The sequence below is a fragment of the Mycobacterium basiliense genome, assembly GCF_900292015.1.
GTDB lineage: Bacteria > Actinomycetota > Actinomycetes > Mycobacteriales > Mycobacteriaceae > Mycobacterium > Mycobacterium basiliense.
This window is the reverse complement of the sequence record NZ_LR130759.1, coordinates 4,736,751-4,762,891: the sequence shown is the minus strand read 5'-3', so window position 1 is coordinate 4,762,891 and position 26,141 is coordinate 4,736,751. Positions and strand designations below refer to the sequence as shown.

Sequence of the window (26,141 nt, the reverse complement as noted above, 5' to 3'; positions counted from 1 at the left end):
ACGCCATGGCCATCGACCCGTCGAACATTCTGCTCAATGGCCGCGTGGCGGTGGTCACCGGCGGCGGATCGGGGATCGGGCGCGGTATCGCGGCCGGACTGGCGGCCTTCGGCGCATCGGTGTCCGTCTGGGAGCGTGATTCAAGAGCATGTGCTCGAGCGGCTAATGATATTGGTGCGCTGGGGGTCACTACCGATGTCCGGGACAGCGGCCAAGTCGATGCGGCGCTGCAGCGCACCGAGGCCGAACTGGGCCAGGTGACCATCTTGGTCAACAATGTGGGCGGGGTATTTTTCTCGCCGCTACTGGAGACCACCGAAAACGGTTGGGACGCCCTCTACCGCGCGAACCTGCGCCACGTGCTGCTCTGCACCCAGCGCGTCGCAGGGCATTTGGTGAAAGCCGGGGTGCCGGGCAGCATCATCGCGGTCACTTCGATTGAAGGTGTGCGTGCCGCACCCGGATACGCGATGTACGCCGCCGCCAAAGCCGGTGTCATCAACTACACGAAGACGGCGGCCCTGGAATTGGCGACCCATGGCATCCGGGTAAACGCGATAGCGCCGGATATCACACTGACCGAGGGCCTTTCCCAACTTAGCGGGGCGGCGGCTCCTGCGGGCATTGGCAACATGGTGCCGTTGGGGCGCCTCGGTCGAGTCGATGAGATCGCGAGTGCAGCAGTATTTCTCGCCTCCGACATGGCGGGTTACATCACCGGTCAAACGTTGCACGTCGACGGCGGAACGCATGCCGCGGGCGGCTGGTACCGCGATCCGCAGACCGGCGACTACCGGCTGGGGCCCGGTTAGTGGCGCCACCCCTCGGCGGCCTGCTGGTCGAAGCTGCGATCAATGCGTTCGAACCTACGGCGGATGGAGGTCCGGGCGGCCTCGTGTGGAAGGACGTAGAGGCGGTTTGCCAGAATCGCGTCGGCCGTCAGACGCGCGATATCGGCAACGCCTAGCGTGTCATCCTGCGCCGGGAGCGGCCCGAGGTCCCCGGTGACTTCGGGGGTTGATGAAGGTTCGTAGTCCGCGCTGCGGATTCGCTCCGAGTTCGAAACCAGCTTGGTGTCAACGACCATGGGGCACAGAACCGAAACTCCGACTCCACGATCCCGGACCTCACGGGCGAGGGTTTCCGCGAGGCCGACGACGCCGTACTTGGCAACGCCGTATGCGCCTAGCCCGGCGTTGGGTACCAGTCCGGCAAAGGATGCGGTGAACGCGATGTGGCCGCCCCGGTCCAGCAGCATTGGCAAGAACGCTTCGACGGCATGAATCGAGCCCCACAGGTCGATATCGATCACCCATCGCCAGTCGGTGTGGGTCATATCCGCGATCGGTCCCGCAACGACAATGCCCGCATTGCTGAACACGATGTCGATCTTTCCGAGCAGGCGGTCGGCTTCGACAGCAAGATGCGTCATCTCGTCCAGGTGCCGGACGTCGCACATCACGCTGTGCGCGTCGAACCCGCCCGCTCGCAGCTCCGCGACGGCCTGTTCCAGCCCGGTCCGGTCGATGTCGGCCAGCACCACATTGGCTCCGCGACGGGCAAACTCGGTGGCGGTGGCCAAGCCGATGCCGCTGGCGCCGCCAGTAACGACCGCACCGCGGCCGCGAAATCCGTCCATAGGACGGAACCCTATTTCAGGCAGCCTCCGGCGTCGACGGGCAGGGTGACTCCGGTGATGTAGCGGGATTCGTCGGAGGCGAAGAACAACACCGCGTTACTGATGTCCTCGGCCTCAACCCACGGAATCGGCAGCGTGTGGAACATCTGGCAGATCGGAGCCATGTCCTCGGGGCCCGGATTCTCCAGGTCGGGGCGGAACATCTTGAACGTTCCGTCGTTGTGCAGCATGGGTGTTCGCACGTGGGTCGGGTGTACCGAGTTGACGCGAATCATCTGCTGGCCCAACTCGACTGCGAATGATCGCATCAGTCCTACCACTCCGTGCTTGGCCGCGACATAGCTACCGCAGTGCGGGTAGGCCTTCAGCCCCCCGACGGAACTGGTCAGGACGATCGAGCCGCCCGCACCGCCGGCAATGATGTGTGGCAAGCCGGCCTTCACCGACTTCCAGACACCCGACAAGTTCACGTCGATCATTTCCTGCCAGTCGTATTCGGTGGTTTTGTCCAATGTGTCTCCGCCGTTGCCAATGCCCGCATTGGCCACGATGATGTCCAGTCGGCCCAGCTGCTCCACGCCGGCATCGACCACGGCCTTTAGCGCTGCATAGTCACGCACGTCCACTTCGGCCGTGAAGATTCTGCGGTTGTGGCCCTTGACAAGGTCGGCGGTCTCGGCCAAATCCTCCGGTGTCGACGCCGGGATCGTGGTGTTTTGCACGATCGGCCGGCAAACGTCGACGGCGATGATGTCAGCGCCCTCCTGCGCCAATCGCACTGCGTGGCTGCGGCCCTGGCCGCGCGCGGCCCCGGTGATGAAGGCGACTTTTCCCGCGACGCGTCCCGTCATGATTACCTCATTCCGTAGGTGGCTCAGCTGATAACGGCCGGCATGGCCTCCCAGCCCCGCACGGTGGAAGTGGGGGACAGCTTGGCGCGGGTCAGGTCGACATCCCACTCGGGGAATCGCTTCAAGATCTCCTCCAGCGCGATTCGCCCCTCCAATCGGGCCAGCGCCGAGCCCAGGCAGTAGTGAGTGCCGACACTGAATGTCAAATGCTGGCGAGGCTCGCGGTGGATATCGAAAACATCTCCGTCCGGCGGGAATTGGCGGTGATCGCGGTTTGCCGCTCCGATGAGCATCATCATGATGCTGCCTGCGGGCACCCGTCCGCCGTAGTATTCGACGTCCCGGGTCACGTATCGGGCCACGTGCGGAGCCGGGGCCTCGTACCGCAGCAGCTCCTCGACGGCCTGTGGAATCAATGACGGGTTCTCCACCAGGGCGCGCCGCTGATCTGGATGCTCGGCTAATACCTTGCCGGCCCAGCCGATAAGCCGGGTGGTGGTTTCGTTACCCGCTCCCGAGACGACGCTGACATAGGTGAGCAGTTCGTCGCGTCTGAGCTGGCGGATATTTCCGGCCTCGTCCTCGAACTCCGCGTTGAGCAGTTCGGTCATGATGTCGTTGGAGGGATGTTCTGCCCGCCAATCGAGGTAGCGGGCGAAGAAGTCGGCGCTACCTATGCCGTCGTCCAGCTTCATCGGCTTGCCGGCCTCGGTTCGCAGCTGGGCGTTGGCGAAATCGCGTGCTGCTTGTTGATCTTCTTCGGGGACGCCCAGCAGCATGCCGATCACCCGCATCGGCATTTGCGCCCCAAGGTCGGCGACGAAGTCGAACCGGTCGGTGCCGACCAGCGGATCTAAACTGCGCGCGCAGAATTCGCGGATCTTGGGCTCCAGCGCGCCGATCTTGCGTGGAGTGAACATGCGGGCCAGCAGCTTGCGGTGGATGTCGTGGATCGGCGGATCTTCGAAAATGAGCACGCCCGGCGGCATTTCGATATTTGCCCGGATGAGTTCGAGGATCGCGCCCCGGGCCGAGCTGAAGGTCTGGTAGTCGACGATGGCGCTATCGACATCGGTGAATCTGCTCAGTGCGTAGAAATCGTGTTGCTCGTTGAAGTAGAGCGGCGCCTCTTCGCGGAGTCGTCGGAACACTGGGTAGGGGTCGGCGTTGAGCTCGACATCGTAGGGGTCGAAGTAGACGTCGCTGGCTGCGGTGATTGTCACGGGTTATCGCCTCTCGCCGGAACGCGCTCGCCCCTCCCCGCGGGAGCGCGACTCGTGCTGCATCTGAACTCTGTCATCACCCACCAACGAGTGTCAACGCAAGATCCATTTCAGCCATTTATAGTTCTCATCTTATGAGAAGTATGTTCTCATAAGATGCGCAGGATCCTGCGTTGGGGCGATGCATCGGTACGCGGGGGTGACGTGGTCTAAGGGCCGGCGAATCCGCGCGAACAGAAGTCCCATACCTCGTCGGCGGTAATGGGATGCGCGGTCGCCTCGTCGGCTCCGCCGCTGGACTGCGCGATGAACATGACCGTCTGCATGGTCATGGCGGCCATCCGCTTGGCGTTGACGCCGGAGCGCAGCTCGCCGGCCTCGGCCGCGGCCTCCATGAGTTCGGCGAGCAATGCCATCAATGGTGCGTGGGCGACCTTGACCTCGGCCGGATGGGTGACTAGCAGCCGCGGCGCAAAGTCGGTGAATAGGGGTCGTTTGGCGGTCGGATCGGGGCGGGAAGCGTCGTATAACAGCTCAATGGCGACCTTGAGCCGCTCGAGTGGGTCGGTGTGGTTTTCCGTGGCGGCACGGATCTGGTCGGCCGACCGGCTCAGTGCGTCCTCGAACAGCGCCAGCAAAAGCTCGTGTTTGCCGTCGAACTGTAGATAGAAACTGCGCAACGATTGGCGCGACCGGTCCACCACTTCCTGGACGGTAAAGTCCGTGCTGCCCTTTTCGATAATGATGGCCTGTGCGGCATCCAGAAATCGCTGAACGCGCTGTGCTGCCCGCAATTTCGCGGTCTTGATGGACCGCTCGACGGCGCGCTGCTTCCAGGCGGGCTCTTCGCTCGGATTGGTCACGGGCGGCTCGGTTGACGGCCTCGAGGGGAGAACATGGTTGGACTGTACCGGAGAACGTCGTGCCATCGCTGCGCTCGACCTCCTCATGGACGATGTCTTGGAGATTGTAACTTCCTCATGGCGAGAATACTATTCTCTTTGCCGTATGTTTGGGAAGCAAAGTCAAATGAGTGGGCGCCGAGGAGTGCCGTGCAGCTGACCTTTGATGCCGATGTTGAGGCATTCCGCGAAGAATTCATTGCTTTTCTCGATGAGCATTTGCCTGGCGAGGCGGTTGGGATGGAGCGGCCGCGTTCGTGCTCGCACGTGCCGCAGTGGGCCCGCCGGTGGCAACGGCTGATGTTTGACCGCGGTTGGCTGCTTCCCGGTAATCCGCCGGAGTTCGGCGGCCGCAACGCCTCGTTGTTGCAGCAGTACGTGCACGCCGAAGAGCTGGCCCGCAGACGGATCTATCGCAGCTTCAACCCGCAGGGTGTCGGCATCATCGCGGCATCGTTACTGTCATTTGGCACCCCGGAGCAGAAGCGACGGTGGGCCGTGCCCATCCTGCGGGCCGAGATCACCGCCTCGCTGGGGATGAGTGAACCGGGTGCGGGCTCCGATCTGGCCGCACTGAAAACGCGGGCGGTGCTCGACTCGGATTCGGACGGCGACCACTTCGTGGTCAACGGTCAAAAGGTCTGGACGTCGGGTGCCCATGACGCGGACGTGTTGCTGACGTTCGTCCGCACCGACCCCCATGCTCCAAAACACAAGGGCATCAGTGTATTGCTGATCCCCACCGACACCCGGGGGGTTGTTCGGCGACCGTTCGCGTCGGTGTGCGATCGTGGCGATGTTGAATTCAACGAGGTCTTCTTCACCGACGTGCGTGTTCCGGCTGCGAATCTGGTGGGTGAACTCAACCGGGGCTGGCGGGTGGCGACCGGCTCCCTGGGGCATGAACGCACCATGTTGTGGCTGGACTACGCCAACCTGTTAGACGAGCTGACAACCGATTTCACGCCGACGGGACCGCTCCAACGGGATCGCTACGCCACACTGGTAATGGACGCCCAGGCGATGCGACTGTTGGGGTCGGCGGCTCTGGCGCGGGCCGCGCGCGGACACGAGGACGTACCCGGACAGTCGGTGCTCAAGCTGCTGGGCTCGGAGGCGTTGCAACGCGCCTCCGAAGACGCGCTTAGTGCCGCGGGCACCGGCGGGCTGGTGCATCCGGCGATGACCGCGAAGGTCGCTCCGCTGAGCCTCGACGACTATTACGGCAGCTGGTTCGATCGCTATGCGCGCAGTTTTGCCGGCACCATCGCGGGCGGTACGTCAGAAATTCAGCGGAACATCATCGCCGAGCGGATCCTCGGGCTGCCGCGCAATTGATGCACACTTCAGGCAGTCGCAGCTGCCACTTTGCGCGTCGCCTCGTGAACAAATCCGTTGCCGACCCTGGTTGTCGCTAGGAGGCGGGCAAACGGGATACCGGCGCCGCCGGAGACGGGTGGGGCAGCGGTGGTTGCCGCGGTTCGGCGCTACAGATCCGCTAGCCGGGGTGCAAATCCGCTGGCGTGCAATACCGCTCCCGCCTCCCGGGTGAGTTCGCGCGAACTGCCGAGCAGCCCATCTAGCAGCAGTGACCGTTTGATGTGGCGGTGCAGCTGGTGTTCTTCGGTAAAGCCGATGCCGGCAAGCACCTGCTGACAATGGCGGGCGGTGGTCAATGCCGCCTGTCCGGCCGCGGCCTTAGCCAACAGGCACGCCAACTGGTCGGTCTGGTTCGTGGTGGCTCGCAGGGTCGCCTCGGCACCTTCGATGGCGACAAACGCCTCGGCGAGCCGGTGCCGGACGGCCTGAAAAGCGGCGATCGGCCGGCCGAACTGGACCCGATCCAGTGCGTGCTGACGTGCCAGTGCCATCATCGCGCGACTGGTTCCAACCAACCACCATCCCAGCGCTCGCCGCCCCGCGGCCAAACCCACACCAGGCAACGGATCGGCTGGTGCCACCCGGTGTATCGGAAGCTCGCCATCCACCGCCGAGGTGTCCTGATCGCTACGCGCCCAGATCACCCAGGCATTGCCGGCGAACGGCAGCGGCACGGTATGTCCGCTGGGACGCCCAGCGGCACGCAGCACCACATCGTTGAGCACCGGTGCGTGCGCTCCGGTCTCGCCAAGTAGACCGAAGACCAAAGGTATTGCGAGTTGCGGAATTTCGTCGAGCATATCGCGCCATCCCAAGTTGGCCAACGCCGCGTCGAGCTTGGCGCTGCCGGCTGCCGAGGATTCCGTCATCGCTGTCCGCACCGAGTTGGTCAACAGACGCAATGACTCGGGATCGGTTGAATCCATCAACCCTCCTTCCCGAGGTTGAGCAGCCGACGAGCGATGATGTTGCGCTGAACTTCGGCGGTACCGCCGTAGATGGTTGCCGCGCGCGAATACAGGTATTCGGATCGCCAGGGTGTGTCCTCGAGTTCGAGCGCTCCCGGCAGCAGGTCGCGCACGGTGTCGTAAAGTCGTTGCTCGGCGGATGCCAATAGCACCTTGTCGATCGAGGTTTCCGGTCCCAGTCGTGCGCCGTCGGCCAACCGATGCAGGGTTTGCCAGGAACGACTGCGCAATGTGTGCAGCGCTAGATAGGCAGAGCCGAGGTCGAACTCGTCGAGTTCGGAGCTTGCCGAGCTGCCGGTGCGGTCTGCAATGAGTTGATCGAACCTGGAATACAGATAGGCGATGCGTTGCCAAAAACACGTTGAGCGCTCGTAGGGCAGCAGGTCCATCGCCAGCCGCCAGCCGTCACCCGGCTGGCCGAGCATCCGATCCGACGGGATCACCACCTCGTCGTAGTACACCTCGCAGAATTCGTCGACCCCGTGCATGGTGCGCAGCGGCCGGATGCTGATTCCCGGCGTCTCGAGATCGACGAGAAATGCGGTGATTCCGTCATGCCCCGGCGCTGTCCGGGTAAGCAGGACACACCTGGTGGAGAACTGCGCGAAGCTGGTCCAGACCTTTTGTCCGTTGACGATCCAGCTGTCCCCGCGCCGGGTGGCGCGGGTGGACAACGACGCCAAGTCACTTCCCGATCCGGGTTCGGAAAAGCCTTGACACCACTGCTCGCGACCGCTGAGTAGACGCGGCACCATTTCGGCCGCGAGTTGCGCCGGCGCGTAATCGATCATCGTGGGAGCCAGTACCTCGGCCATCGAGTACGGGCCGGGTTCGGCGAGTCGTCGGCCGACCACTTCCTCGCCGACGATCGCGCGCAGGAGCGCGGGTCCGCCCAATCCACCGACTTCGACGGGCCAGCCGTAGCGCATCCAACCCGCTTCGTACAGAGCGGCGTGCACGCGGGCTAGTTGGCGCAGCTGACCCTGCAGCGAGTGATCGGGCCCAGGTGTCAGGTCATTGTCGTCGAGCCACGCCCGCAAGTCCGCCCGGAATTGCGCGACATCGATAGTCACGGTTGGGGGCGGCCTATCGCGTGCGGACGACCCGAGTCGTGTACGCCGCTGCGCCGTATAAACGTCATCGCCCGGGTTTTCAGACGCCAGCCGTCGGCGGTGCGCGAATACGTGTCGCGGTAGTAGCCGATTCGCATGTCATGGGTGGCGTGTTCGATGAAGCACAGCGGCTGGGTGCCGCTGGCCGAATCGCCGTCCAACTCCACCACAGCGGTTCCGGTGAGGAACAGGCCTTTCGGTGCGGCGGCCACCAGGTCGGGAAATCGGTCCAAGGTGTAGGTGTCGCCGAACGCGCTGTAGGTCCCGTCGGTCGTGAACACGCTGACCAGACCGTCGATGTCCTCCTGGGTGATGGTGACTGCATACCGAGCGAGCAGTTGCTGGATCTCGACCAGGTCCTCAGTTCGGCCGGACATGAATCTTGCCGCCTTTCATGACAAAGCCGACGTTGCGGGTAACGGTGATGTCCGCCAACGGGTCTCCTGGCACTGCGATGATGTCGGCGAGCTGGTCCTCGACGAGCCTGCCGCGATCGGTGACGTTGATCAGCTCGGCCGCGGTCACCGTCGCCGCCCGCAGCACCGCCAGCGGTGGCAAGCCCCAATCGACAAGGGTGACCAGCTCGTCGGCGTTGCGGCCGTGCGGTATCGCCGGAGCATCGGTCCCGACCGCGATCCTGACTCCAGCGTCGTGCGCGGCCAGTATCGATGTGCGCGAGCGGGGGAACATCTCGGCGGCCTTGGCCTGTAGCTCGGGCGGAGTGTGGGAGATATCCATCGCATTGGCGTCGGCTAGGCGGCGGGTGCTCACCAGAAAGGTCCCGTGCTCGACCATCATCGCGATCGCCTCGTCGTCGATCAGAAAGCCGTGCTCGATGCAGTCGATGCCGGCGGCCACCGCATGTTTGACGGCTTCGGCGCCATGGGTGTGCGCGGCGACGCGCAACCCACGTCGGTGGGCCTCATCGACGATCGCGCGCAGCTCGTCATCGGAATAGTGCTGTGCACCAGGCGGTCCCGTCAATGACATCACCCCGCCCGAACAGCACACCTTGATCAGCTGAGCCCCGTGCTTGATCTGGTAGCGCACCGCCCTGCGGATCTCATCAACGCCGTTGGCGATGCCTTCCTCGACGGTCAGTTCCAGCACATGCGGTGCAAACGCGGCGAACATGGTGGGGTCCAGATGCCCGCCGGTGGGGGTAATGGCATGTCCGGCCGGCACAATCCGTGGGCCATCGATCCAGCCCGCGTCGACGGCATTGCTCAACGCGACGTCGAGTAGGTATCCGCCGGTCTTAACGAACAGACCGAGGTTGCGCACGGTGGTAAAACCGGCACGTAGCGTGCGACGGGCATTGCCGATGGCGCGCAAAACCCTGGTCGGCGGGTCGTCTTGGACCTGCGATAGCCCGGGCTTCTCGCCGCGCCCGCCCATCAGCAGGTTGACCTCCATGTCCATCAGCCCAGGCAGCAGGACCTGGTCGCCAAGGTCGATCACGTCGCCTTCGGGTTCCCCGCCGACGCCGGTGATCCGGTCGCCGTCGATGCGGACCACACCCGGCCGCATGATCTCGCCGGCGTCGACGTCCAGCAGTCCGGCGGCCCTAAGCGTTAGCACCGGTCAGATCACCGGCTCCCGGATCAGCTCCACCCACGCGGCGCCGCTGTCGGGGACCCGGGGCTGTTTCCACGCTTCCACCGGAAACGACACCATGACTAGCGACTGCATCATGTGCATCAAAGTCTTTGCGTCCTCGGGCAAATCGTCCAGCGGGTACTCGTCACAGTAGGCGATTACGTCCTCCAGACGTGGGAACGCGGCGTCGTAGAAGGCTTGCATCTCTGACATGGACGAGGACAGCCGCTTGGCGTAGCGCTCGGGCTCGGTGGCCAGGTCCCAACCGAGGTGGGGTTCCAGGTCGGCGAATTGGGCGGGCAGGCTACTTGGGGTGGCCATTGTTGCGGTACTCCTTTACGTAGTCCGCGGTCATCTTGTGCAGATGGCGGAGCAGGATTTCCTGGTCGCACAACGGAAAATCCTTGACGACCCCGGTACCGATCATGGTTTGGGTGGCTTCCAAAGTGTTCGCGTCCTGCAGCGCATACTCCTTGAACGTCACGGCCGCCAGCTCCTGGGCCAACCGCTCGCGCGCATTTCTGGGGGGCACGAAATACAGCGTGGTTTCGAAGATGTGCTTATCAACTGTGGTTGGCCAGTAGTGGTAGGTCAGGTACCAGCCCGGCGCCCAGATCAGCAGCATGAAGTTCGGGAAGAAGAGAAACGAGTCGATGCCCCACTGCCTGGCCTTGGTCGGGTTGACACCGGGCGGTAGCTCGTTGAGCTGATTGATCACGTCGGGGCGGTCCCAGGGGCCGAACAGCCCGCTGCGCAACACGCGGTCCATGGGCTTCACCATGTTTAGGTCTGCCGGTGGTGATTGCCCGCCCCAGACGGAGATCATCGAGTGTTGACCGGCCAACTCGTAGTGCAGCGCTTCGAAGCCGTACTTGATGATCTTGGCAGCTTCTTCCTTGGTGTATTGGCCTTGGTGTAGCACCGGCGCGTGATAGAACTCGGCGAACGCGTCAATGAACAGCTTCCAGTTGCTGCCGACCTCGGCCTTGTAGGAGTAGACCTCGGTCATCTCGCCAAAGGGATAGCCCTCAATGCCTTTGGCCATTGAGCCCAGATATTCGGTGAGGGGTCCGGCATTCGCGTCCAGGTTGACAAAGATGAAGCCTTCCCACACCTCGCAGCGCACCGGCTTGAGACCGTAATGGCTCTTGTCGACGTCGAAGAACTCGCCCTCCTGCTGAATGAAGGTCAATTCGCCGTCCAGGCTGTAACGCCACGCGTGATATTTACAGGTGAACTGCCGGCAGATACCCGCGGTCTCCTCGTGCGGAAAGTCGTTCCACACCAGCTTGTTACCGCGGTGCCGACAGATGTTGTGGAAGGCCCTGATCACGCCGTCCTTGCCCTTGACGACGATCACTGACATCCCGGCGCTGGCCGACGGCAGTTCCTTTGTGAAGTAGCTGCCGATTCGGGGCAGACGTTCGATGCGCCCGACATTGAGCCAGGTTCGCCAAAAGATCGCCTGCTGTTCGTCGGCGAAGTAGCGGGGGTCGATCGAATCGGTGTAGTCGACCGGCGCGGTGCCGAGGTCCGGATAGTTTTCGGTCCAGCTTCCGGCGGCTGGTTTAGTGAAGTGGGGCAAGGTGTTTCTACCTCTCTTTACGTCTGGTCAGTCGCGTTCGAGCTGCACGCCAAAAGTGTTGAAGGCCATGGCCAGTAGCGCATAGCAGCCGACCGTGAAGACGTAGTCCATGCGCTGCCGGTCGTCTAGGCGTTCGCCGAGCGCGGCCCAGGTTTCGTCGGACAGCTCCGACTTCGCATCGAGTTCGTCGACGCCGGCAAGCACCGCTCGTTCGAAGTCGTCGGCAGCATCGCCGCGGCGAAGCGCGGCGATCTCGTCGTCGCTAACCCCCGCTCGTTGCGCCAGCAAGACGTGGTGGTTCCACTCGTAGCCGCAGGCGCGACGATGGGCGACCCGCAAGATGGCGAGTTCGCGAACGCGAGGCGGCAGCGTGGATGCGAACAGCAGGTGGGTATTGAACCTCAGGAACGCCTTGGCCAGGGCGGGATGATTGGCAAATGTCGACAGTGCGTTGCCCGCGTCGCGCGGATTGCACCGTTCTGGGGGCAGCATGCCGGACAGCGCGCGTTGGACAGCCTCATCCCATCGGTCGGCGGGCAGCGGCGGCAGGCGCATCCAGCCGTCTCCTCTCGATGTCCTTTCCGGGCCTTCTCGGTGTATGAGAATGATATTCTCATTTATTACTAATAGACTTGCACGATTCGATCGCCTGGTCAATGCTGGCCCAGACGTTCGACGCGGTAGGTCCGTCCGGCGCCGTGGCCGGCTCGGTCGGCGCTGCACCCGTCCGGCGTCGGGCGACCGATTCCCGGCTTTGCTACTTGGACCGGCGCTGCCGGTACTTCCGCTACCGGGTCGTGGCCCAGGGGCGGAAATCCGGGTGTGTTTGCCCGGCTGGGTCGTCCTGGTGGGCCCGCTCCGAAGCATTTGAATGTTGATTCTCGCTATGCGAGAAGATAGTTTTCACAGAGAGCTGGTCGGCGAGCGGCGGCTTGCCGGTGCCCGCTCGGTGGCGCCGCGTTTTGCCATCCGATGGACACTAAAAGATCCAGGGAGATTCAGCAGAGTTTCAGAGAGGTACTCGAAAGAGGTACGGCGATGAACAAAGACGACATGGTCCTGATCAGCGTGGATGACCACACGGTTGAGCCCCCGGACATGTTCAAGGACCACTTGCCGGCCAAGTACCTGGATGACGCGCCGCGGCTGGTGCACAACCCCGACGGTTCGGATATGTGGAAGTTTCGCGACACGGTGATACCCAATGTGGCGCTCAACGCGGTGGCCGGCCGGCCCAAGGAGGAGTACGGCCTCGAGCCGCAAGGTCTCGACGAGATTCGCCCAGGTTGCTACAACGTCGATGAGCGCATTAAAGACATGAACGCCGGGGGCATACTCGCCTCGATCTGCTTTCCGTCCTTTCCGGGCTTTGCCGGACGCCTGTTCGCCACCGAAGATCTGGATTTCTCGGTGGCCCTGGTGCAGGCCTACAACGATTGGCACATCGACGAGTGGTGCGGCGCGTATCCGGCGCGCTTCATCCCGATGGCGTTGCCGGTGATCTGGGATGCCGAGGCGTGCGCCGCGGAGGTGCGCCGTGTTGCCAAGAAGGGTGTACACGCGCTGACCTTCACCGAAAACCCGGCGGCGATGGGCTACCCGAGCTTTCACGACGCGCATTGGAATCCGTTGTGGAAGGCGTTGTGCGACACCAACACCGTAATGAACGTGCACATCGGATCCTCGGGCAGATTGGCGATCACCGCGCCGGATGCGCCGATGGACGTGATGATCACGTTGCAGCCGATGAACATCGTGCAGGCCGCGGCCGATCTACTGTGGTCGCGGCCGATCAAAGAGTTCCCGGAGCTGAAGGTCGCCCTCTCCGAGGGCGGCACCGGCTGGATCCCCTACTTCCTGGAGCGTGCCGACCGCACCTTCGAGATGCACTCGACGTGGACCCACCAGAACTTTGGCGGCAAGCTGCCTAGCGAGGTCTTCCGCGAGCACTTCTTGACCTGTTTCATCAGCGACAAGGTGGGTGTGCAGCTGCGCAACATGATCGGCATCGACAACATCTGCTGGGAGGCCGACTACCCGCACAGCGACTCGATGTGGCCCGGCGCGCCAGAGGAGCTTTGGGATGTCCTGTCGCGCAATGAAGTGCCCGACGATGAGATCAACAAGATGACGCATGAAAACGCCATGCGTTGGTACTCGTTCGACCCCTTCACCCACATCGCCCGCGAGCAGGCGACGGTTGGAGCGCTGCGGAAGGCCGCAGAGGGCCACGACGTATCCATTCGGGCGCTCAGTCATCACAAGCAGGCCAGGGCGGGTTCGTCGGTCGCAGACTTTACGGCCAATGCGAAAGCGCTTACCGGTAACAAGGACTGAGGCGCCATCCGAATGCAACCTGGGTCCGGCGAGCAGACACAGAATCGCATCGTTTGGACCGAAATTGTGCGATTCTGTGTCTGCTCGCGCTGAAAGAGGGTGTGCGGAATGGAGTTCGAGCTGACCGACGATCAGGAATTGATGCGCCGGTCGGTCGCTGAGCTGTCGCGCAAGTTCGACGACCACTACTGGATGGAAAAAGACCAGGCCCATGAGTTCCCCACCGAGTTCTATCGGGCCATAGCTGAGGGCGGCTGGCTGGGCATGACCATCCCAACCCAGTACGGCGGCCATGGGCTGGGGATCACCGAAGCCACATTGTTGTTGGAGGAGGTCGCCAAATCCGGTGGCGGCATGAACGCGGCCAGCGCAATTCACTTGTCGATCTTCGGTATGCAACCCGTAGTGGTGCACGGCTCCGAAGAACTCAAGGCGAGAACGTTGCCGCCGGTCGCGACGGGTGAGGTGCACGTCTGCTTCGGGGTCACCGAACCGGGCGCGGGGCTGGACACGTCACGCATCACCACGTTCGCGAAACGCGACGGGGATCGCTACATCGTCAACGGCCGCAAGGTGTGGATCTCCAAAGCCCTGGAATCCGAGAAAATTCTGCTGCTAACCCGCACCCAAAGCCACGACGAGGTCACGAAGAAAACCGACGGCATGACGCTATTCCTCACCGATCTCGACCGCAGCCGCGTCGATGTCCGCCCGATCCGCAAGATGGGTCGCAATGCCGTCAGCTCCAACGAGTTGTTCATCGACAACCTCGAAGTTCCCGTCGAAGACCGAGTCGGCGACGAAGGCAGGGGATTCCAATACATCTTGGACGGCTTGAACCCCGAGCGGATGCTGATCGCAGCCGAGGCGCTCGGCATCGGCCGGGTGGCGCTGGACAAGGCGGTCAAATACGCCATCGACCGCGAGGTCTTCGGCCGGCCCATCGGCATGAACCAGGGCATTCAATTTCCGCTGGCCGACTCGCTGGCCCGGCTGGATGCCGCCGAGCTGATATTGCGGAAAGCCACCTGGCTCTACGACAACGGCAAACCCTGTGGGCGCGAAGCGAACACCGCCAAGTACCTCTGCGCCGATGCCGGGTTTGCCGCCGCGGACCGAGCGCTGCAAACTCACGGCGGCATGGGCTACGCGGAGGAGTATCACGTCGCACGCTACTTCCGCGAGGCGCGGCTGATGAAAATCGCGCCGATCAGCCAGGAGATGATCCTCAACTTCCTGGGCACGCACGCGTTGAAATTGCCACGGAGTTACTGATGGCCAACCCGATGTACGGAGCAGACCATGCGTGACGCCGTCGTCGTCGAGGCCGCTCGCACCGCGGTCGGGAAGCGTAACGGGGCATTGGCCGGCATCCACCCCGCCGACCTCTCCGCGCTCGTGCTCAATGAGCTGCTGGAGCGTGCCGGAATCAGTCCGGAGCTCATTGACGACGTCGTTTGGGGTTGTGTTTCCCAGGTTGGCGATCAGTCCAGCAACATCGGGCGCTACGCGGTCCTGGCCGCGGGCTGGCCGGAGAGGATCCCGGGTACCACCGTCAACCGCGCGTGTGGATCCAGTCAGCAGGCCCTCGATTTCGCGGCGCAGGCGGTGATGTCGGGCCAGCAGGACGTCGTGGTGGCCGGTGGGGTCGAGGTCATGAGCCGCGTTCCGCTGGGAGCGGCCAGGGCATCGGGCATGCCCTACGGCCCGAACGTGCTTGCCCGTTATGAAAATTTCTCGTTCAACCAGGGTCTGTCGGCCGAGATGATCGCCAAGAAATGGGGGTTTTCGCGCAGTCGACTCGACGAATACTCTGCGCTCTCCCATGAGCGGGCCGGCGCGGCCCAGGACGCCGGTGCCTTCGTCAACCAGATCGTTCCGGTCTTCGTCGACGAAGGCACGATGGTCAGCGCCGATGAGGGGGTCCGGCGTGGTACCAGCGTCGAGAAACTGGCCACACTCAAGCCGGCGTTCATCGAGGACGGGGTAATCCACGCGGGCAACTCATCGCAGATCTCCGACGGTGCGGCCGCGCTGCTGGTGACCACGTCGCAGCTGGCGCTGGAGCTGGGCTTGACGCCGATCGTGCGTTATCGCGCCGGCGTGGTCACCGGCGCCGATCCGGTGCTCATGCTGACCGGCCCGATCCCGGCCACCGAGCAGGTGCTGAGCAAGTCCGGCGTTTCGCTGCACGACGTTGGGGTGTTCGAGGTGAACGAGGCGTTCGCCCCTGTGCCGCTGGCCTGGCTGGTGGAAACCGGCGCGGACCCGCGCCTGCTGAATCCGCTCGGTGGTGCCATCGCGCTCGGGCACCCGCTGGGTGCCTCCGGCGCGGTGCTGATGACCAGGATGGTGCATCACATGCGAGACAACGGAATTCGCTACGGCCTGCAGACGATGTGTGAGGGCGGAGGAACCGCCAACGCCACTCTGGTTGAACTCGCACGTTAGCGCTGCGCTCACGACCCCTTGTCGCGGCGGGCAAACCAACCTACTGTGTATTTACTAGGTTGGTTAGCTCAGTCCGCGCAGAAGGAACCCGGTTGCCTGACGTACGGCCCTACGACGCGCTGTTGGCCAAGGGTGAAGACCGCAAACAGCGAATCCTGGCGGTCGCACAGCGGCTGCTTTCGCGCAACGGCTGGCGCAACACCACCCTGGCCCAAATTGCTGGTGAAGCCGGGGTGACGCCGGCGGGCCTGCTGCACCACTTTGCGTCCAAGGAACAGCTGCTGCACGCGGTACTGGATGCTCGTGACCTCGACGACGACGCTCATGCCGACCGTGCCGGCGACCTGATCGGCGAAATCGCCCAGGTCGCCGATCGCTTCACCCGGGCGCCCGAATTGGTTGGCACATTCACCGTGCTGCTGGTGGAAAATATCGACCCGGAGGCGCCGCTGCATGACCGCCTGGTCGCCCGGCAGCGCGACGCGACCGAAATCGTCGCTGGAGCCATCCGCCGTGGTCAAGCGGCTGGCCGGTATCGCACCGACATCGACCCCACCGTTAAGGCAACAGAAATCCTCGCCTTCATCCACGGAATGGAAATGACATGGTTGCTCGATCCGTCGATACCGATAACCGAGGTATTCAAGGAGTACGCGGAGGCGCTGGCGCGCGACTTTTCCCCGCCCGAAACGACGTTGACCACGACATGAGATACCGGCTCGACGTCGTCGCCGCGACGGTGATCGATGTGGTGCGCTGCGCCGGCGGTTGGCTCTTTGACCGGGCGATGGCCGGGTGGGATGTGACCGTGCTGGTCGCCGATACCTCGAACGAGCGTCCACTGCACATTCTCGGTGTCCAGACACTCGACCTGGAGGAAGCCCTGGCCGCGGTTCGGACTCGTCCCCGTCCGCAGGCGCTGGCGGCCGCGGCGAATCTGTTCGGGTGCGATCGGCGGGTTCGGCGGGGTGTGCTGCGGGCCCTCGATCATGGCGTCACCGAGGTCACTTTGTGGGGGGAGGGGTGGCCCGCCGAGCTGGATGCCAGCGTTGGCCGGGTGCAGCATCGGTTGAGCATGGCGGCGCAGACGTTCAAGGCTCAGGCGTTGACGGCCGCCGCGTCACCAATGAGCTCGATCGGCACCACCGAGATTTTTCGCAGCGGGTTGATGTCGTGCCAGTCGGTTGCGGCCGATCTGCTTCCCGCCTGAAGTCAACTTGCCGGTCGGCCGGACTCAGTGCTGACGCGTTGACGTTGGGCGCCCGCGCATGGAAATGTCATACTCATCTTTGAGAGGATAGTTCTCATGAGCGATGCCACCGAACTGGACTTCTTCCGCGATGAGCGGCTCGTCGAGAACCCCTACCCCTACTACGAGGCGCTTCGCCGGCGCTGTCCGGTGACCTCGGAGGGCCACCACGGGGTCATCATGGTCACGGGCTGGGATGAGGCGGTCGGGGTCTTGAACGACGCCGAAACCTTCTCCTCGTGCATCTCGGTGACCGGCCCTTTTCCGGGCTTCCCGGTCCCACTCGACGGTGATGACGTCACAGAATTGATCGAGCGGTACCGAGATGAGCTGCCGTTCAGTGACCAATTGCCGACGTTGGATCCACCGACCCATACCAACCATCGCGCGCTGCTGATGCGGCTGATCACCCCGAAGCGGCTCAAGGAAAACGAAGACGCCATGTGGGTGCTTGCCGACCGTGTGCTGGATACGTTCTTGGCGCCGGGTGAGGGCGAGTTCATCAAGGGCTTCGCGGGACCCTTCACGCTGCTGGTCATTGCCGACCTGTTGGGCGTGCCGGAGGGGGATCGCGAGCACTTCGTCAGCAACATTCGCAAGCACTCGGGTGGCGGCGTCGGCGGCACCGGCAAGGAATCGCTGGCCCATAGTCCGCTCGAATTCCTCTACGGAACCTTCTCCGACTACGTCCGCGACCGTCGTCGCGAACCCCGCGACGATGTGCTGACCGGCCTTGCGACTGCCACATTTCCCGACGGCACCGTTCCCGATGTGGAGGACGTTGCTCGCGTTGCAAGCAACGTGTTTTCGGCGGGCCAGGAAACCACGGTTCGGCTGCTCGGTGCCGCGCTGCAGACAATCGGCGGGCGCCCCGACATCCAGGCGCAGCTACGCAAGGAGCGCAGCCTGATCCCCAACTTCATCGAAGAGGTGTTGCGCATCGAGAGCCCGGTCAAGGGAGACTTCCGGATGAATCGGGTGCCCGTCAATGTGGGCGGGGTCGACCTTCCCGCGGGCACCACCGTGATGGTTGTGCAGGCGGCGGCTAACCGGGATCCACGCCGGTTCGAGGACCCGACCACATTCGATCCGGCCCGCAAGAATGCTCGCCAGCACATCTCGTTTGGGCGGGGAATCCACAGCTGCCCCGGCGCGCCACTGGCACGGGCCGAAACCAGGGTGGCCATCGAGCGGCTGCTCGACCGAACATCGGACATCAGGATCAGCGAGCGGGTGCATGGCCCGGTGAATGGCCGTCGCTACCAATACGTTCCGACCTATATTCTGCGCGGCCTTGTTGAGTTGCAGCTGGAGTTCACGTCGGTATGAAAGTCCATGTTGACGATCAGTGCTGTCGTGGCCACGGCATGTGCCTAACGCTGTGCCCGGAGGTGTTCAGTCTGACCGACGACGGCTACTCGGTGGCGATAACATCCGATGTTCCAACGGAATTGGAAGAGGTGGCTCGCGAGGCTATCGAATGCTGCCCGGAACAGGCGATTAGGGAGAATTGACCGGGCTACTCCGTGATCGAGATGGCCTGTCGAGGGCATTGCCGTACCGCCTCACGCACCAGTTCCTCGCTTTCGGAAGCGACTTCTGGCTGCAGGATGGTCAGCATGTCGTCATCGCCAAGTTGGAAAACCTCCGAGACGATGCCCATACACACCCCGTTGCTTTCGCACAGCTCCCAATCGACGTCGACTCTCATAGCGCACCCCTATCGCAACACCCGTACTGGCACGTTCTGCCAGCCGGCGACGTTTTGCATGTGGACCCGCCGACAGCCGGCCCAATCCACTTCGAATCGAGGCATGAAGTCAAGCAACTTCTCCAGCGCAATCGCGCTTTCCATCCGGGCCAGCGCCGCGCCCAGGCAGCTGTGAATCCCGTAGCCGAAACCGAGATTGGTGGCCTCGTGCGGGTCGCGATCGATGTTGAACTCGTCCGGATCGGTCCATGCCCGCGGATCGCGATTGGCCGCGCCATTGATGAGGAACACCGGTTTCCCGGCGGGAATCCTGACGCCGTGCAATTCAACATCGCTCATCGAACGGCGGACCTGATATTGGGAGGGTGCCTCGTAGCGCAGTAGTTCCTCCACCGCCGCGGGGATCTTACTGCGGTCGTCGAGCAGCTTCTGCCACTGCTCGGGATTCTGGGCGAACACCACCGGCGCGTTGCCGACCAGCTTCGTCACGGTCTCGGCGCCAGCGCCGCCCAATAGTGTTGCAAAGCCTGCGATTTCCAGGTCGTCGAGCTTAGTCTTGTGCCCGTCTTCACGCTCGATCTCCGCGTTGATCAGCCTGGTGAACAGGTCATCGCGCGGGTCGTCGCGGCGTTGCTTGACCAGATCGTAGTAGAGCATGGCGGTGTTGATATTGGCTTGCATGCCGACGTCACCGACTTCGACTTGTCCTGGCTCGCGGGTCAGTGACTCATCGATCCAGTAGCGCACCTGCTGCGCGTGCCGCTCGGGGACCCCCAGCATGGTGGTAATCACTTCCACCGGGAAGGGGCCGGAAAACTCCTGTACGGCATCGAAGCCGTCGGGATCGAGAGCGCCCAGATACTTGTCGATCTTGTCGATGACCGTTTGTCTCTGGGACTGAATGGCGCGCGGGGTGAAGACCTTGTTGAGCAGGCTGCGCATGTGCCGATGATCCGGAGGGTCCATGAAGATGATCGACTGCGGCGGCTTTTGACCGGACCGCACCATCGATAAGTCGATGCCGTAGGCAGAGGAATAGGCCTCGAAGTTCTTCAGGCCTGCGGCCACGTCCGCGTGGCGTGTCAACGCGTAGAAGTCGTACTCCTCGCTGTAGTAGACCGGCGCCTCCTCCTGCATACGCCGGTATGTCTGCCATGGCCCGTTGAAAAACTCCTCGGAGAACGGATCGAAGACGACCTTCGATGTGGTCATTGCGTACTCCTCGGCGGCCAGTTACGGGCTAGAAGCGTTACTCCAGAACGCTCGACTGTAACGCTAACGGTAGCTCTTTCGTGGTGGGCCGAAAAGGACCGGAACGCTCGTTGAGACCGATTCGCATCAACCCGCCTACGCATTGACATCGTCATCTGGGGGCGTATCTGAGGGGCGCGCGGCCACGCATTCGGTGACGAAGGTCAACACCTTGCGGTGGTATTCGGCGGCGGTGTGTCCGAGGCTGAGATTGTGCCCCGCATCCCGGTGCAGGTCAGCGACGAAAGATGGTGTGGCCGAGAACATATTGCTGATCTCGGCCAGCGCGGTCGGGTCGGCTCGAAACACATTGTCGTGCTCGCCGATACTGAACCGCACCGGCGCTCGTACCCTCGGTGCCAGCGCCGGAAAATCCTGATGTGGCCAGTTGAGCGCCATGGCGCGCTCGTAGTGCGGAGCCGCCGAGGGGTTTGCGATTCCGCGCAATATATCGTCCGGGTAAAGCCGCATCGGCTCCCATAACAGCTCGCGCACGCCGGGCGGGCGATCCTGCAGGGCCGCCACCCGCATGACTTCCTTCGCGGCCGGGCGGTAGCGCCTACCGGTACCACCGAGTTCGACTCCGAGCAGATCGGCGCCGCGCGTGCTGGTGGCCATGCGCAACACCAACTCGCAGCCACCGGAATGGCCCATTAGGAATAGCCCCGACCCGCGCGGCTTCTGGTCGAGGATGCGATCAACGGCGCCGAAGGTGAGGTCGACGCGTTGCTCGGGGCGTGCCATTGCCTCGGGGTAGGACGCCGAGCTGCCGTGGCCGGGACGATCGAGGGCGATGGTGGTGAAGCCGACAGCCGCGCCTAGTCGTAGCAGCGACAACTGCGGATGCCCAGGGCAGTCGAAGTACCGCGAGGTGGTGCCGCCGCCATGGAGGGCCACGACGACCGCCACGGGTTCAGGAGCCTCGGCGACGAGCCCCGACATCGGGACACCGTCGACGATCACCACCCGGGGGCGAACAGCGAGTTGGCCCATCGGCGCCGCTCCTTCCCATCGCTTGGGCTATGTGTCCGCTCGCAGCAGGAGCGCACCGCTGGGAGTTAGCCCCCCGCTGCTGACCACGCCGACCCGGGCATCGGTGACCTGGCGTGCGCCCGCTTCGCCGCGTAATTGGATGATGGCCTCGTGTAGCAGACCCATGCCGTGCGTACGGCCGTGCGACAGTTGGCCACCATGGGTGTTGAGCGGTATCAGACCATCGCGGGCGATGTTCTTGCCGCCGTCCAGGAATTCCTTCGCCTCACCGATCGCGCAGAACCCAAGCGCCTCAATCCAGGACAGACAGTTCATCGTGAAGCCGTCATAGAGTTCGGCGACGTCGATGTCGACGGGTCGAAGCGAGGTGCGTGTCCACATGTGCGCGGCCTGGCCCAACACCTGCGGTTCATGGGTGAGAGTGCTTTGGTCCCAATCGATGCGCTCGACGATCTGGGTTCCCACCGCCTCCACCAGGATTGGCGGTTTGACGAGGTCGCGGGCGACATCTGCGGCGGAGACGATGACGGCTATCGCGGCGTCGCAGGGCACGTCGCAGTCGTAGAGACCGAACGGGGTGGTGATGGGTCGAGCGTTCAGGTAGTCATCCATCGTCATCGGTGACCGATAGACCGCGGTGGGGTTGAGTTCGGCGTTGGCGCGCTGGTTCAACGCGATCCAGCCCAGGGTTTCTTTGGTTGTCCCATAACGGTGGAAGTGGCGCTGCGCGTTGATTGCCAGGGTGTGTGCGGCCGAGGTGGCGCCGAACGGGTATTGCCAGCTGGCGGTCCGGCCGGCGGGTCGGGCGATCTTGCCCTGGTTCAGCAGCTCGTTGAAGGTGGCCTCCCACAGCGTGCGGAAGCACAGCACGTGGCGGGCCAGACCGCCGGCGACGGCGAGCATGGCCGCGATCACCGAGCCACCCGGTCCGAAGGTCTCGACACCGCCGTTGTGCCAGGTAGGCCGGATGCCCAGCGCGGCTTCCAGTGAGGTGATGCCGCCTTCGCCGAACCCGCCGAGATTGCCGCCGCCGGGGTAGGTCGACAGGCCGTCAATATCGGCGTACGTCAGCCCGGCGTCGGCAATTGCCGCCTCGCAGGCGTCCACCGTCAGCGACAGCGGCGGGACCATTAACCGGCGGCCGATCTTCGACATGCCGATCCCGGTGAGCGCCACCTTGTCCTCGAATTTCTCCGCAGTCAGCATCGGACGGACGTGTTCGGCGAAGCGTTCTGGCGCGATCTCATCGACCGGCAGCGGGCTCGGCCCGGCTTGGGGGATCGGGCGGAACAGTGGCAGCCACACGTCCTCGAGGTGCTCGAACACGACTTCGACCGGCTGGCCCAGTTCGAGCGTCTCGGGGTCGCAGTCGACGAGGTTGGTGGTCAGCCGGACCCGGGGATCCTCCGCTATTGCCACCTGCGCTATCACGTACGGGGCCGGCATTCCGGGCAGGCTGAATCGGTGGTTCACCGTGAATCCGGCCAGTGCCCCGCTACCGGAGACGGTCCGCACATCCAGATCTCGGGAGCGGCAATATCGGCACACCGGAGCGGGCGGGTGGATTAACGAGGCGCAGGCGTTGCAGTGCTGAAATCGCAGCCTTCCGTCCGCGCCCGACGTCCAGAAAAACTCGTTCTCCTCGGTGATGAGGGGCAGCGGGCGTCCCGATGCTGCTGACACGTCACCTCCGCGGATTAGCGGCCCACAGCGCAACTTGGTAAACGCATTATGCGAATACGAGAATAACGTTATCATCTGGCTGTCCGCACGCCGCGCCCAGCGAGCGATCGTGTGGGCAAGGGCCGATCCGTGCCCCGGGCCCGACGCCACGACCGCTGCCGGCGAGCCCGCCGCCGGGTCAGGTCAGCGAGTAAATCCCCACTGCGCTTCGTTCGACTCGGTCTTGAGATTCCGGGCCGGATCCTCCGCGCTCGCGCAGTAGGTGTGACCAACCTGGGGTGTACGTTCGCCGAGTTCGGTAATGGCGTGCACCGGGCAGTCCATCAACGCCCGCATCACCGCATCGTGGTCTTTCTCGGCCACGGTGCCGTCCCCGATCAGGCAGGCGTATCCCCAGTCGTCGAGTGAGAAGTAACCGGGGGCCTGCTTGGCGCACAAGCCGAAGCCATCGCACACCGTGCGATCAAGACGAATTTTCATATCGAGCTCACCGCCGAGATTGCCTGGTAGGGACGGTCGGCGCGAAAGGCGCCACCGGGTCTGTTTCGGCAATCGTGGCACGTACCGTTGAGATGACGGGCCACCTCGTCGGGGAACTGATCGAGCAGGGAGGCGGCCACATTGGTGGCGGCGTCCAGCGTTGCGCACGCGCCGCGCCCGCGCAACACCACCGACCAGCGTCGTAACCGAGCCAGATCCTCCGGTGTCCCCACGAAGTCCCGCAATGCTCCGGCAACGGCCGCCATCGCCGCGGTGCCATTGAAACAGGACCCGCACTGCCCGGCATTCTCACGATCGAAATACGCCAGCACCGATGCCGCGACCGCGAGCGGGCAGTCATCGGTGATCACCGAGATCGCACCGCAGCCTAGGCCGCTGCCCACCCGTCGCATCGTTTCGTGGTCCAATGTGGTGTCCAGCACGCGGCGGTTGAGCATCCCGGCGAAGTACCCGCCCATCAGGACTCCGCGCACATGCTCAGATGAGACTCCATGCAGTGCAAGCAAATCGGTGAACCGCAAGCCGTGCGGGAGTTCATACAGCGCCGACGGTCGGCTGGCGCCGGTGACGGTGGCTAGGAACGTCCCCGGCGACAACCGCGTTCCCTGCGAGCGAAAAGCCGCCGAACCATGGCGCTGCAGCTGCGGCAGGTTGGCCAGCGTCTCCACATTGCTCACCAGCGTGGGCAAGCCGGCGACACCGACTTCGAAGGGGCGTGGCGGTTTATCGGTCGGCTTTGCCGGGCCCCCATTGATCGCGCGGACCGCGGCGGTTTCCTCGCCGGCGACGTACCCCGGTTGCACGGTGCACATGCTGATCCGGACGTTGCCGAGAACATCGGAGTCCACTTCGCCGAGCGCGCTCTTGACACCCAGCGCCGAGTCGAGATCGGATGCATAGACGTAGGCCCGCTCGGCGCCGACGATCGCTGCCGCCAAACGAAGCCCGTCCAAGACCAGATGCGGACGGGTGCGCAGCAGCCAGCGGTCCTTGATCGAAGCCGGCTCTCCCTCCTCGCCATTCGCGATCACCACGGCGCCGCCGGCGACACGCCCGTTGTCGCGTACCGCCTGCAATTTCACCGCGAGCGGGAACGCGGCGCCGCCGCGACCAAGCAGTCCACCGCGCTCGATCTCGTGCAGCAATTCACCGGCGTCGCCGAGAGGTTGGTATCCACCTTGACCTCGATATATGGCGACGTCTTCGGCTTCGTCGCCCTTCCTCAGCAGCCGAGGTGGGCAGCCGTTCCAGGTGGCCGTCATGATCGCGGTGGAGGTGGCTTCCATCAATTCGCCCGCCGTCGTTGCTCGGTGCGATCGCGGGTTAGGGTAGCCCGCATGCGTACCGCGGTGGTGCGGGTCAATGTGGACCCGACGGGTGTTCTCGCTGCTGCCCAGCTACGCCAGGGCATGGCCGCACTCCGCGAACTGATTGAACCGATCGGTGTCGGGTTGGTCGAAAGCGACCTTGAGGCCCGGCCGGCCGGCCGACGGGAAGTGGAACTGCTCATCGCCGGCGATGAAGTCGATGTGGCCAGTCGGTCCGCGTTTAGGTTGTGTGCCAATGCTTTCAACACCAACCCGATGATCGGCGTGGTCACTTTCGTCAGCAGGGGAACCGACGATGACGCGCATGGAGTTCTGGCCGCGTTCGGGCTGACGGGTGAGATTGTCCGCGAACCCGGTGCTGAGGGATTCGATATCGTTCACGTGACGCTGCGCGCAGATGACCTGGATCGCGTGCCGGAAAGCCGGATCCATACAGCGCTCGAGGCGTCGCTCAATTGCGAGGTCCGCATCCATACCGAGTAACGCTATTTGCGACATCACGAGGCCAAGAATTCCAAGATTGCCGGCGCGGCCTGCACCCAGGTGTCGAACATGTTGAACTGCTTGACCCTTCCGGCCGCGCGGTCTTCGGCGGCACGCTCCCAGGCGTCCTCCGGCCAGGGTGGATCGATCAGCTTTGCGCCTTTGATCAAGCAGCTGACCTCCAGCGAAGTCCGCTTGGGGTGGTCCCAATCATTCTCGCCGCCGCGGATGATCAACGTGGGAACCGTTATACGGTCAAACATTTCGTCCTCAACACCGGGAATTGTCTGGCCCGGCTTGGACACGAAGGCATTGAGCCAGCGCAGCATCACCTTGAGAAACTCGTCCCGGTCGAAGTCGAGGAAACGTTGCTTGTTCGCCGGGTTTTCTTCGATGCGCTCTCGCCACTCGGCCAGTTTGATGACGCCGTCCATTCCGGTCCCGCGGGCGGCGAGGATGCTGGGCACCACGTAGTAGGAACCCAGCACGAATGTGCCGTAGACCCCGCCCACGATGTTCCACACCACCAGCTTCTTGGCCAGCTCGGGATAGAGCATGGTGGCGAGCATCGAATCCCGTGCCCCGCCAGAGCCGCCCGCGATGATGCATTGTTCAACGCCAAGCGCGCCCAATAGGCCGCGTAGGGTCTCGGCGCGCATGTGCGACTCACTTTGTCCGTAGAACTGGACATCGGAGGCACCGCAATTCGGCCGGTCCCACAACAGCACCCGATAGCCGCCCTCGACTAGGGCTTCGGCCAGCGGGCGCAGTCCCGGGATCTCTTTGCCGTACCGGCCACCGGGTGTCAGAACAACGAGATCGCCAGACTCACCCAGGATTTCGTAGACGACGTTGCCGCCGTTCACCTCGACCACAGCCATTCGATTCGCCGGTA

General features: G+C 63.7%; 28 protein-coding genes. 10 read left to right on the top strand and 18 right to left on the bottom strand.

Features of this window, described 5'->3' with window-relative positions; genetic code table 11:
• Positions 1-5 precede the first annotated feature (5 nt).
• Entirely contained in the window at positions 6-812 is an 807-nt protein-coding gene (locus MB901379_RS20135) for an SDR family NAD(P)-dependent oxidoreductase (protein ID WP_158018216.1), read from the top strand.
• Here MB901379_RS20135 and MB901379_RS20130 read toward each other — a convergent pair.
• From MB901379_RS20130 to MB901379_RS20115, 4 genes are all read right to left on the bottom strand, one after another.
• A complete protein-coding gene (locus MB901379_RS20130) occupies positions 809-1,639 on the bottom strand; it encodes an SDR family NAD(P)-dependent oxidoreductase (RefSeq protein ID WP_158018215.1) in 831 nt (276 codons plus the stop codon). The genes MB901379_RS20135 and MB901379_RS20130 overlap by 4 nt on opposite strands.
• 11 nt (positions 1,640-1,650) lie before the next feature.
• Positions 1,651-2,490, bottom strand: a complete 840-nt coding sequence (locus tag MB901379_RS20125; protein ID WP_158018214.1) for a mycofactocin-coupled SDR family oxidoreductase — start codon at positions 2,488-2,490, stop codon at positions 1,651-1,653.
• Between the two features lie 23 nt (positions 2,491-2,513).
• The gene (locus MB901379_RS20120) at positions 2,514-3,713 is read right to left on the bottom strand and encodes a cytochrome P450 (protein ID WP_158018213.1); all 1,200 of its coding nucleotides are present in this window, start codon (positions 3,711-3,713) and stop codon (positions 2,514-2,516) included.
• A gap of 209 nt (positions 3,714-3,922) precedes the next feature.
• On the bottom strand, positions 3,923-4,576 hold the full coding sequence (locus MB901379_RS20115; protein ID WP_158018212.1) for a TetR/AcrR family transcriptional regulator: 654 nt from the start codon (positions 4,574-4,576) through the stop codon (positions 3,923-3,925).
• 189 nt (positions 4,577-4,765) lie between these two features.
• Between MB901379_RS20115 and MB901379_RS20110 the strand changes: the two genes are divergently transcribed.
• Positions 4,766-5,953: an acyl-CoA dehydrogenase family protein gene (locus MB901379_RS20110; RefSeq protein WP_158018211.1), complete on the top strand. Its 1,188-nt coding sequence runs from the start codon at positions 4,766-4,768 to the stop codon at positions 5,951-5,953.
• Positions 5,954-6,102: 149 nt separating this feature from the next.
• On the opposite strand, the gene MB901379_RS20105 is transcribed toward MB901379_RS20110, so the two are convergent.
• The 7 genes from MB901379_RS20105 to MB901379_RS20075 are packed head-to-tail and all read right to left on the bottom strand — an operon-like array spanning position 6,103 to position 11,814.
• Entirely contained in the window at positions 6,103-6,921 is an 819-nt protein-coding gene (locus MB901379_RS20105) for an acyl-CoA dehydrogenase family protein (protein WP_158018210.1), read from the bottom strand.
• Entirely contained in the window at positions 6,921-8,030 is a 1,110-nt protein-coding gene (locus MB901379_RS20100; protein ID WP_158019336.1) for an acyl-CoA dehydrogenase family protein, read from the bottom strand. The genes MB901379_RS20105 and MB901379_RS20100 overlap by 1 nt, the downstream gene beginning before the upstream one ends.
• 2 nt (positions 8,031-8,032) lie before the next feature.
• Entirely contained in the window at positions 8,033-8,452 is a 420-nt protein-coding gene (locus MB901379_RS20095) for a nuclear transport factor 2 family protein (protein WP_158018209.1), read from the bottom strand.
• Positions 8,436-9,656: a metal-dependent hydrolase family protein gene (locus tag MB901379_RS20090; RefSeq protein WP_158018208.1), complete on the bottom strand. Its 1,221-nt coding sequence runs from the start codon at positions 9,654-9,656 to the stop codon at positions 8,436-8,438. Before MB901379_RS20090 ends, MB901379_RS20095 begins: the two co-directional genes overlap by 17 nt.
• A gap of 3 nt (positions 9,657-9,659) precedes the next feature.
• A complete protein-coding gene (locus MB901379_RS20085) occupies positions 9,660-9,995 on the bottom strand; it encodes a hypothetical protein (RefSeq protein WP_158018207.1) in 336 nt (111 codons plus the stop codon).
• The gene (locus tag MB901379_RS20080) at positions 9,979-11,259 is read right to left on the bottom strand and encodes an aromatic ring-hydroxylating oxygenase subunit alpha (RefSeq protein ID WP_158018206.1); all 1,281 of its coding nucleotides are present in this window, start codon (positions 11,257-11,259) and stop codon (positions 9,979-9,981) included. Before MB901379_RS20080 ends, MB901379_RS20085 begins: the two co-directional genes overlap by 17 nt.
• Before the next feature lie 27 nt (positions 11,260-11,286).
• Complete coding sequence (locus MB901379_RS20075; RefSeq protein WP_158018205.1) at positions 11,287-11,814, bottom strand: carboxymuconolactone decarboxylase family protein; 528 nt, start codon at positions 11,812-11,814, stop codon at positions 11,287-11,289.
• 483 nt (positions 11,815-12,297) lie between these two features.
• Here MB901379_RS20075 and MB901379_RS20070 point away from each other — a divergent pair, with 483 nt between their 5' ends.
• From MB901379_RS20070 to MB901379_RS20040, 7 genes are all read left to right on the top strand, one after another.
• Positions 12,298-13,596, top strand: coding sequence for an amidohydrolase family protein (locus MB901379_RS20070; RefSeq protein WP_158018204.1), 1,299 nt, complete (start codon positions 12,298-12,300; stop codon positions 13,594-13,596).
• Positions 13,597-13,704: 108 nt separating this feature from the next.
• Complete coding sequence (locus tag MB901379_RS20065; protein WP_158018203.1) at positions 13,705-14,871, top strand: acyl-CoA dehydrogenase family protein; 1,167 nt, start codon at positions 13,705-13,707, stop codon at positions 14,869-14,871.
• Between the two features lie 27 nt (positions 14,872-14,898).
• Positions 14,899-16,047 (top strand): thiolase family protein, encoded by a 1,149-nt coding sequence (locus MB901379_RS20060; protein ID WP_158018202.1) that lies wholly within the window; start codon positions 14,899-14,901, stop codon positions 16,045-16,047.
• 92 nt (positions 16,048-16,139) lie between these two features.
• Positions 16,140-16,757, top strand: coding sequence for a TetR/AcrR family transcriptional regulator (locus MB901379_RS20055; RefSeq protein WP_158018201.1), 618 nt, complete (start codon positions 16,140-16,142; stop codon positions 16,755-16,757).
• Positions 16,754-17,257 (top strand): hypothetical protein, encoded by a 504-nt coding sequence (locus MB901379_RS20050; protein WP_158018200.1) that lies wholly within the window; start codon positions 16,754-16,756, stop codon positions 17,255-17,257. Before MB901379_RS20055 ends, MB901379_RS20050 begins: the two co-directional genes overlap by 4 nt.
• 96 nt (positions 17,258-17,353) lie before the next feature.
• Positions 17,354-18,625 (top strand): cytochrome P450, encoded by a 1,272-nt coding sequence (locus MB901379_RS20045; RefSeq protein ID WP_158018199.1) that lies wholly within the window; start codon positions 17,354-17,356, stop codon positions 18,623-18,625.
• Complete coding sequence (locus MB901379_RS20040; protein WP_158018198.1) at positions 18,622-18,810, top strand: ferredoxin; 189 nt, start codon at positions 18,622-18,624, stop codon at positions 18,808-18,810. The genes MB901379_RS20045 and MB901379_RS20040 overlap by 4 nt, the downstream gene beginning before the upstream one ends.
• Positions 18,811-18,815: 5 nt before the next feature.
• On the opposite strand, the gene MB901379_RS20035 is transcribed toward MB901379_RS20040, so the two are convergent.
• The 6 genes from MB901379_RS20035 to MB901379_RS20010 all read right to left on the bottom strand — a co-directional run bounded on the left by MB901379_RS20035 (position 18,816) and on the right by MB901379_RS20010 (position 24,721).
• Positions 18,816-19,007 carry a ferredoxin gene (locus MB901379_RS20035; protein WP_158018197.1) on the bottom strand — a complete coding sequence of 64 codons (192 nt, stop codon included), beginning with the start codon at positions 19,005-19,007 and terminating at the stop codon, positions 18,816-18,818.
• A gap of 9 nt (positions 19,008-19,016) precedes the next feature.
• A complete protein-coding gene (locus tag MB901379_RS20030; protein WP_158018196.1) occupies positions 19,017-20,219 on the bottom strand; it encodes a cytochrome P450 in 1,203 nt (400 codons plus the stop codon).
• Between the two features lie 135 nt (positions 20,220-20,354).
• Entirely contained in the window at positions 20,355-21,251 is an 897-nt protein-coding gene (locus tag MB901379_RS20025) for an alpha/beta hydrolase (protein ID WP_158018195.1), read from the bottom strand.
• Positions 21,252-21,278: 27 nt separating this feature from the next.
• A complete protein-coding gene (locus MB901379_RS20020; protein WP_158018194.1) occupies positions 21,279-22,934 on the bottom strand; it encodes a thiolase C-terminal domain-containing protein in 1,656 nt (551 codons plus the stop codon).
• A gap of 183 nt (positions 22,935-23,117) precedes the next feature.
• Entirely contained in the window at positions 23,118-23,414 is a 297-nt protein-coding gene (locus MB901379_RS20015; RefSeq protein ID WP_158018193.1) for a ferredoxin, read from the bottom strand.
• Positions 23,411-24,721 (bottom strand): NADH-ubiquinone oxidoreductase-F iron-sulfur binding region domain-containing protein, encoded by a 1,311-nt coding sequence (locus tag MB901379_RS20010; protein WP_158018192.1) that lies wholly within the window; start codon positions 24,719-24,721, stop codon positions 23,411-23,413. The genes MB901379_RS20015 and MB901379_RS20010 overlap by 4 nt, the downstream gene beginning before the upstream one ends.
• A 51-nt stretch (positions 24,722-24,772) precedes the next feature.
• Between MB901379_RS20010 and MB901379_RS20005 the strand changes: the two genes are divergently transcribed.
• A complete protein-coding gene (locus MB901379_RS20005) occupies positions 24,773-25,246 on the top strand; it encodes a hypothetical protein (RefSeq protein WP_158018191.1) in 474 nt (157 codons plus the stop codon).
• Between the two features lie 14 nt (positions 25,247-25,260).
• Here MB901379_RS20005 and MB901379_RS20000 read toward each other — a convergent pair whose 3' ends face one another.
• Positions 25,261-26,127, bottom strand: coding sequence for an alpha/beta fold hydrolase (locus tag MB901379_RS20000; RefSeq protein ID WP_158018190.1), 867 nt, complete (start codon positions 26,125-26,127; stop codon positions 25,261-25,263).
• Between the last annotated feature and the right edge of the window lie 14 nt (positions 26,128-26,141).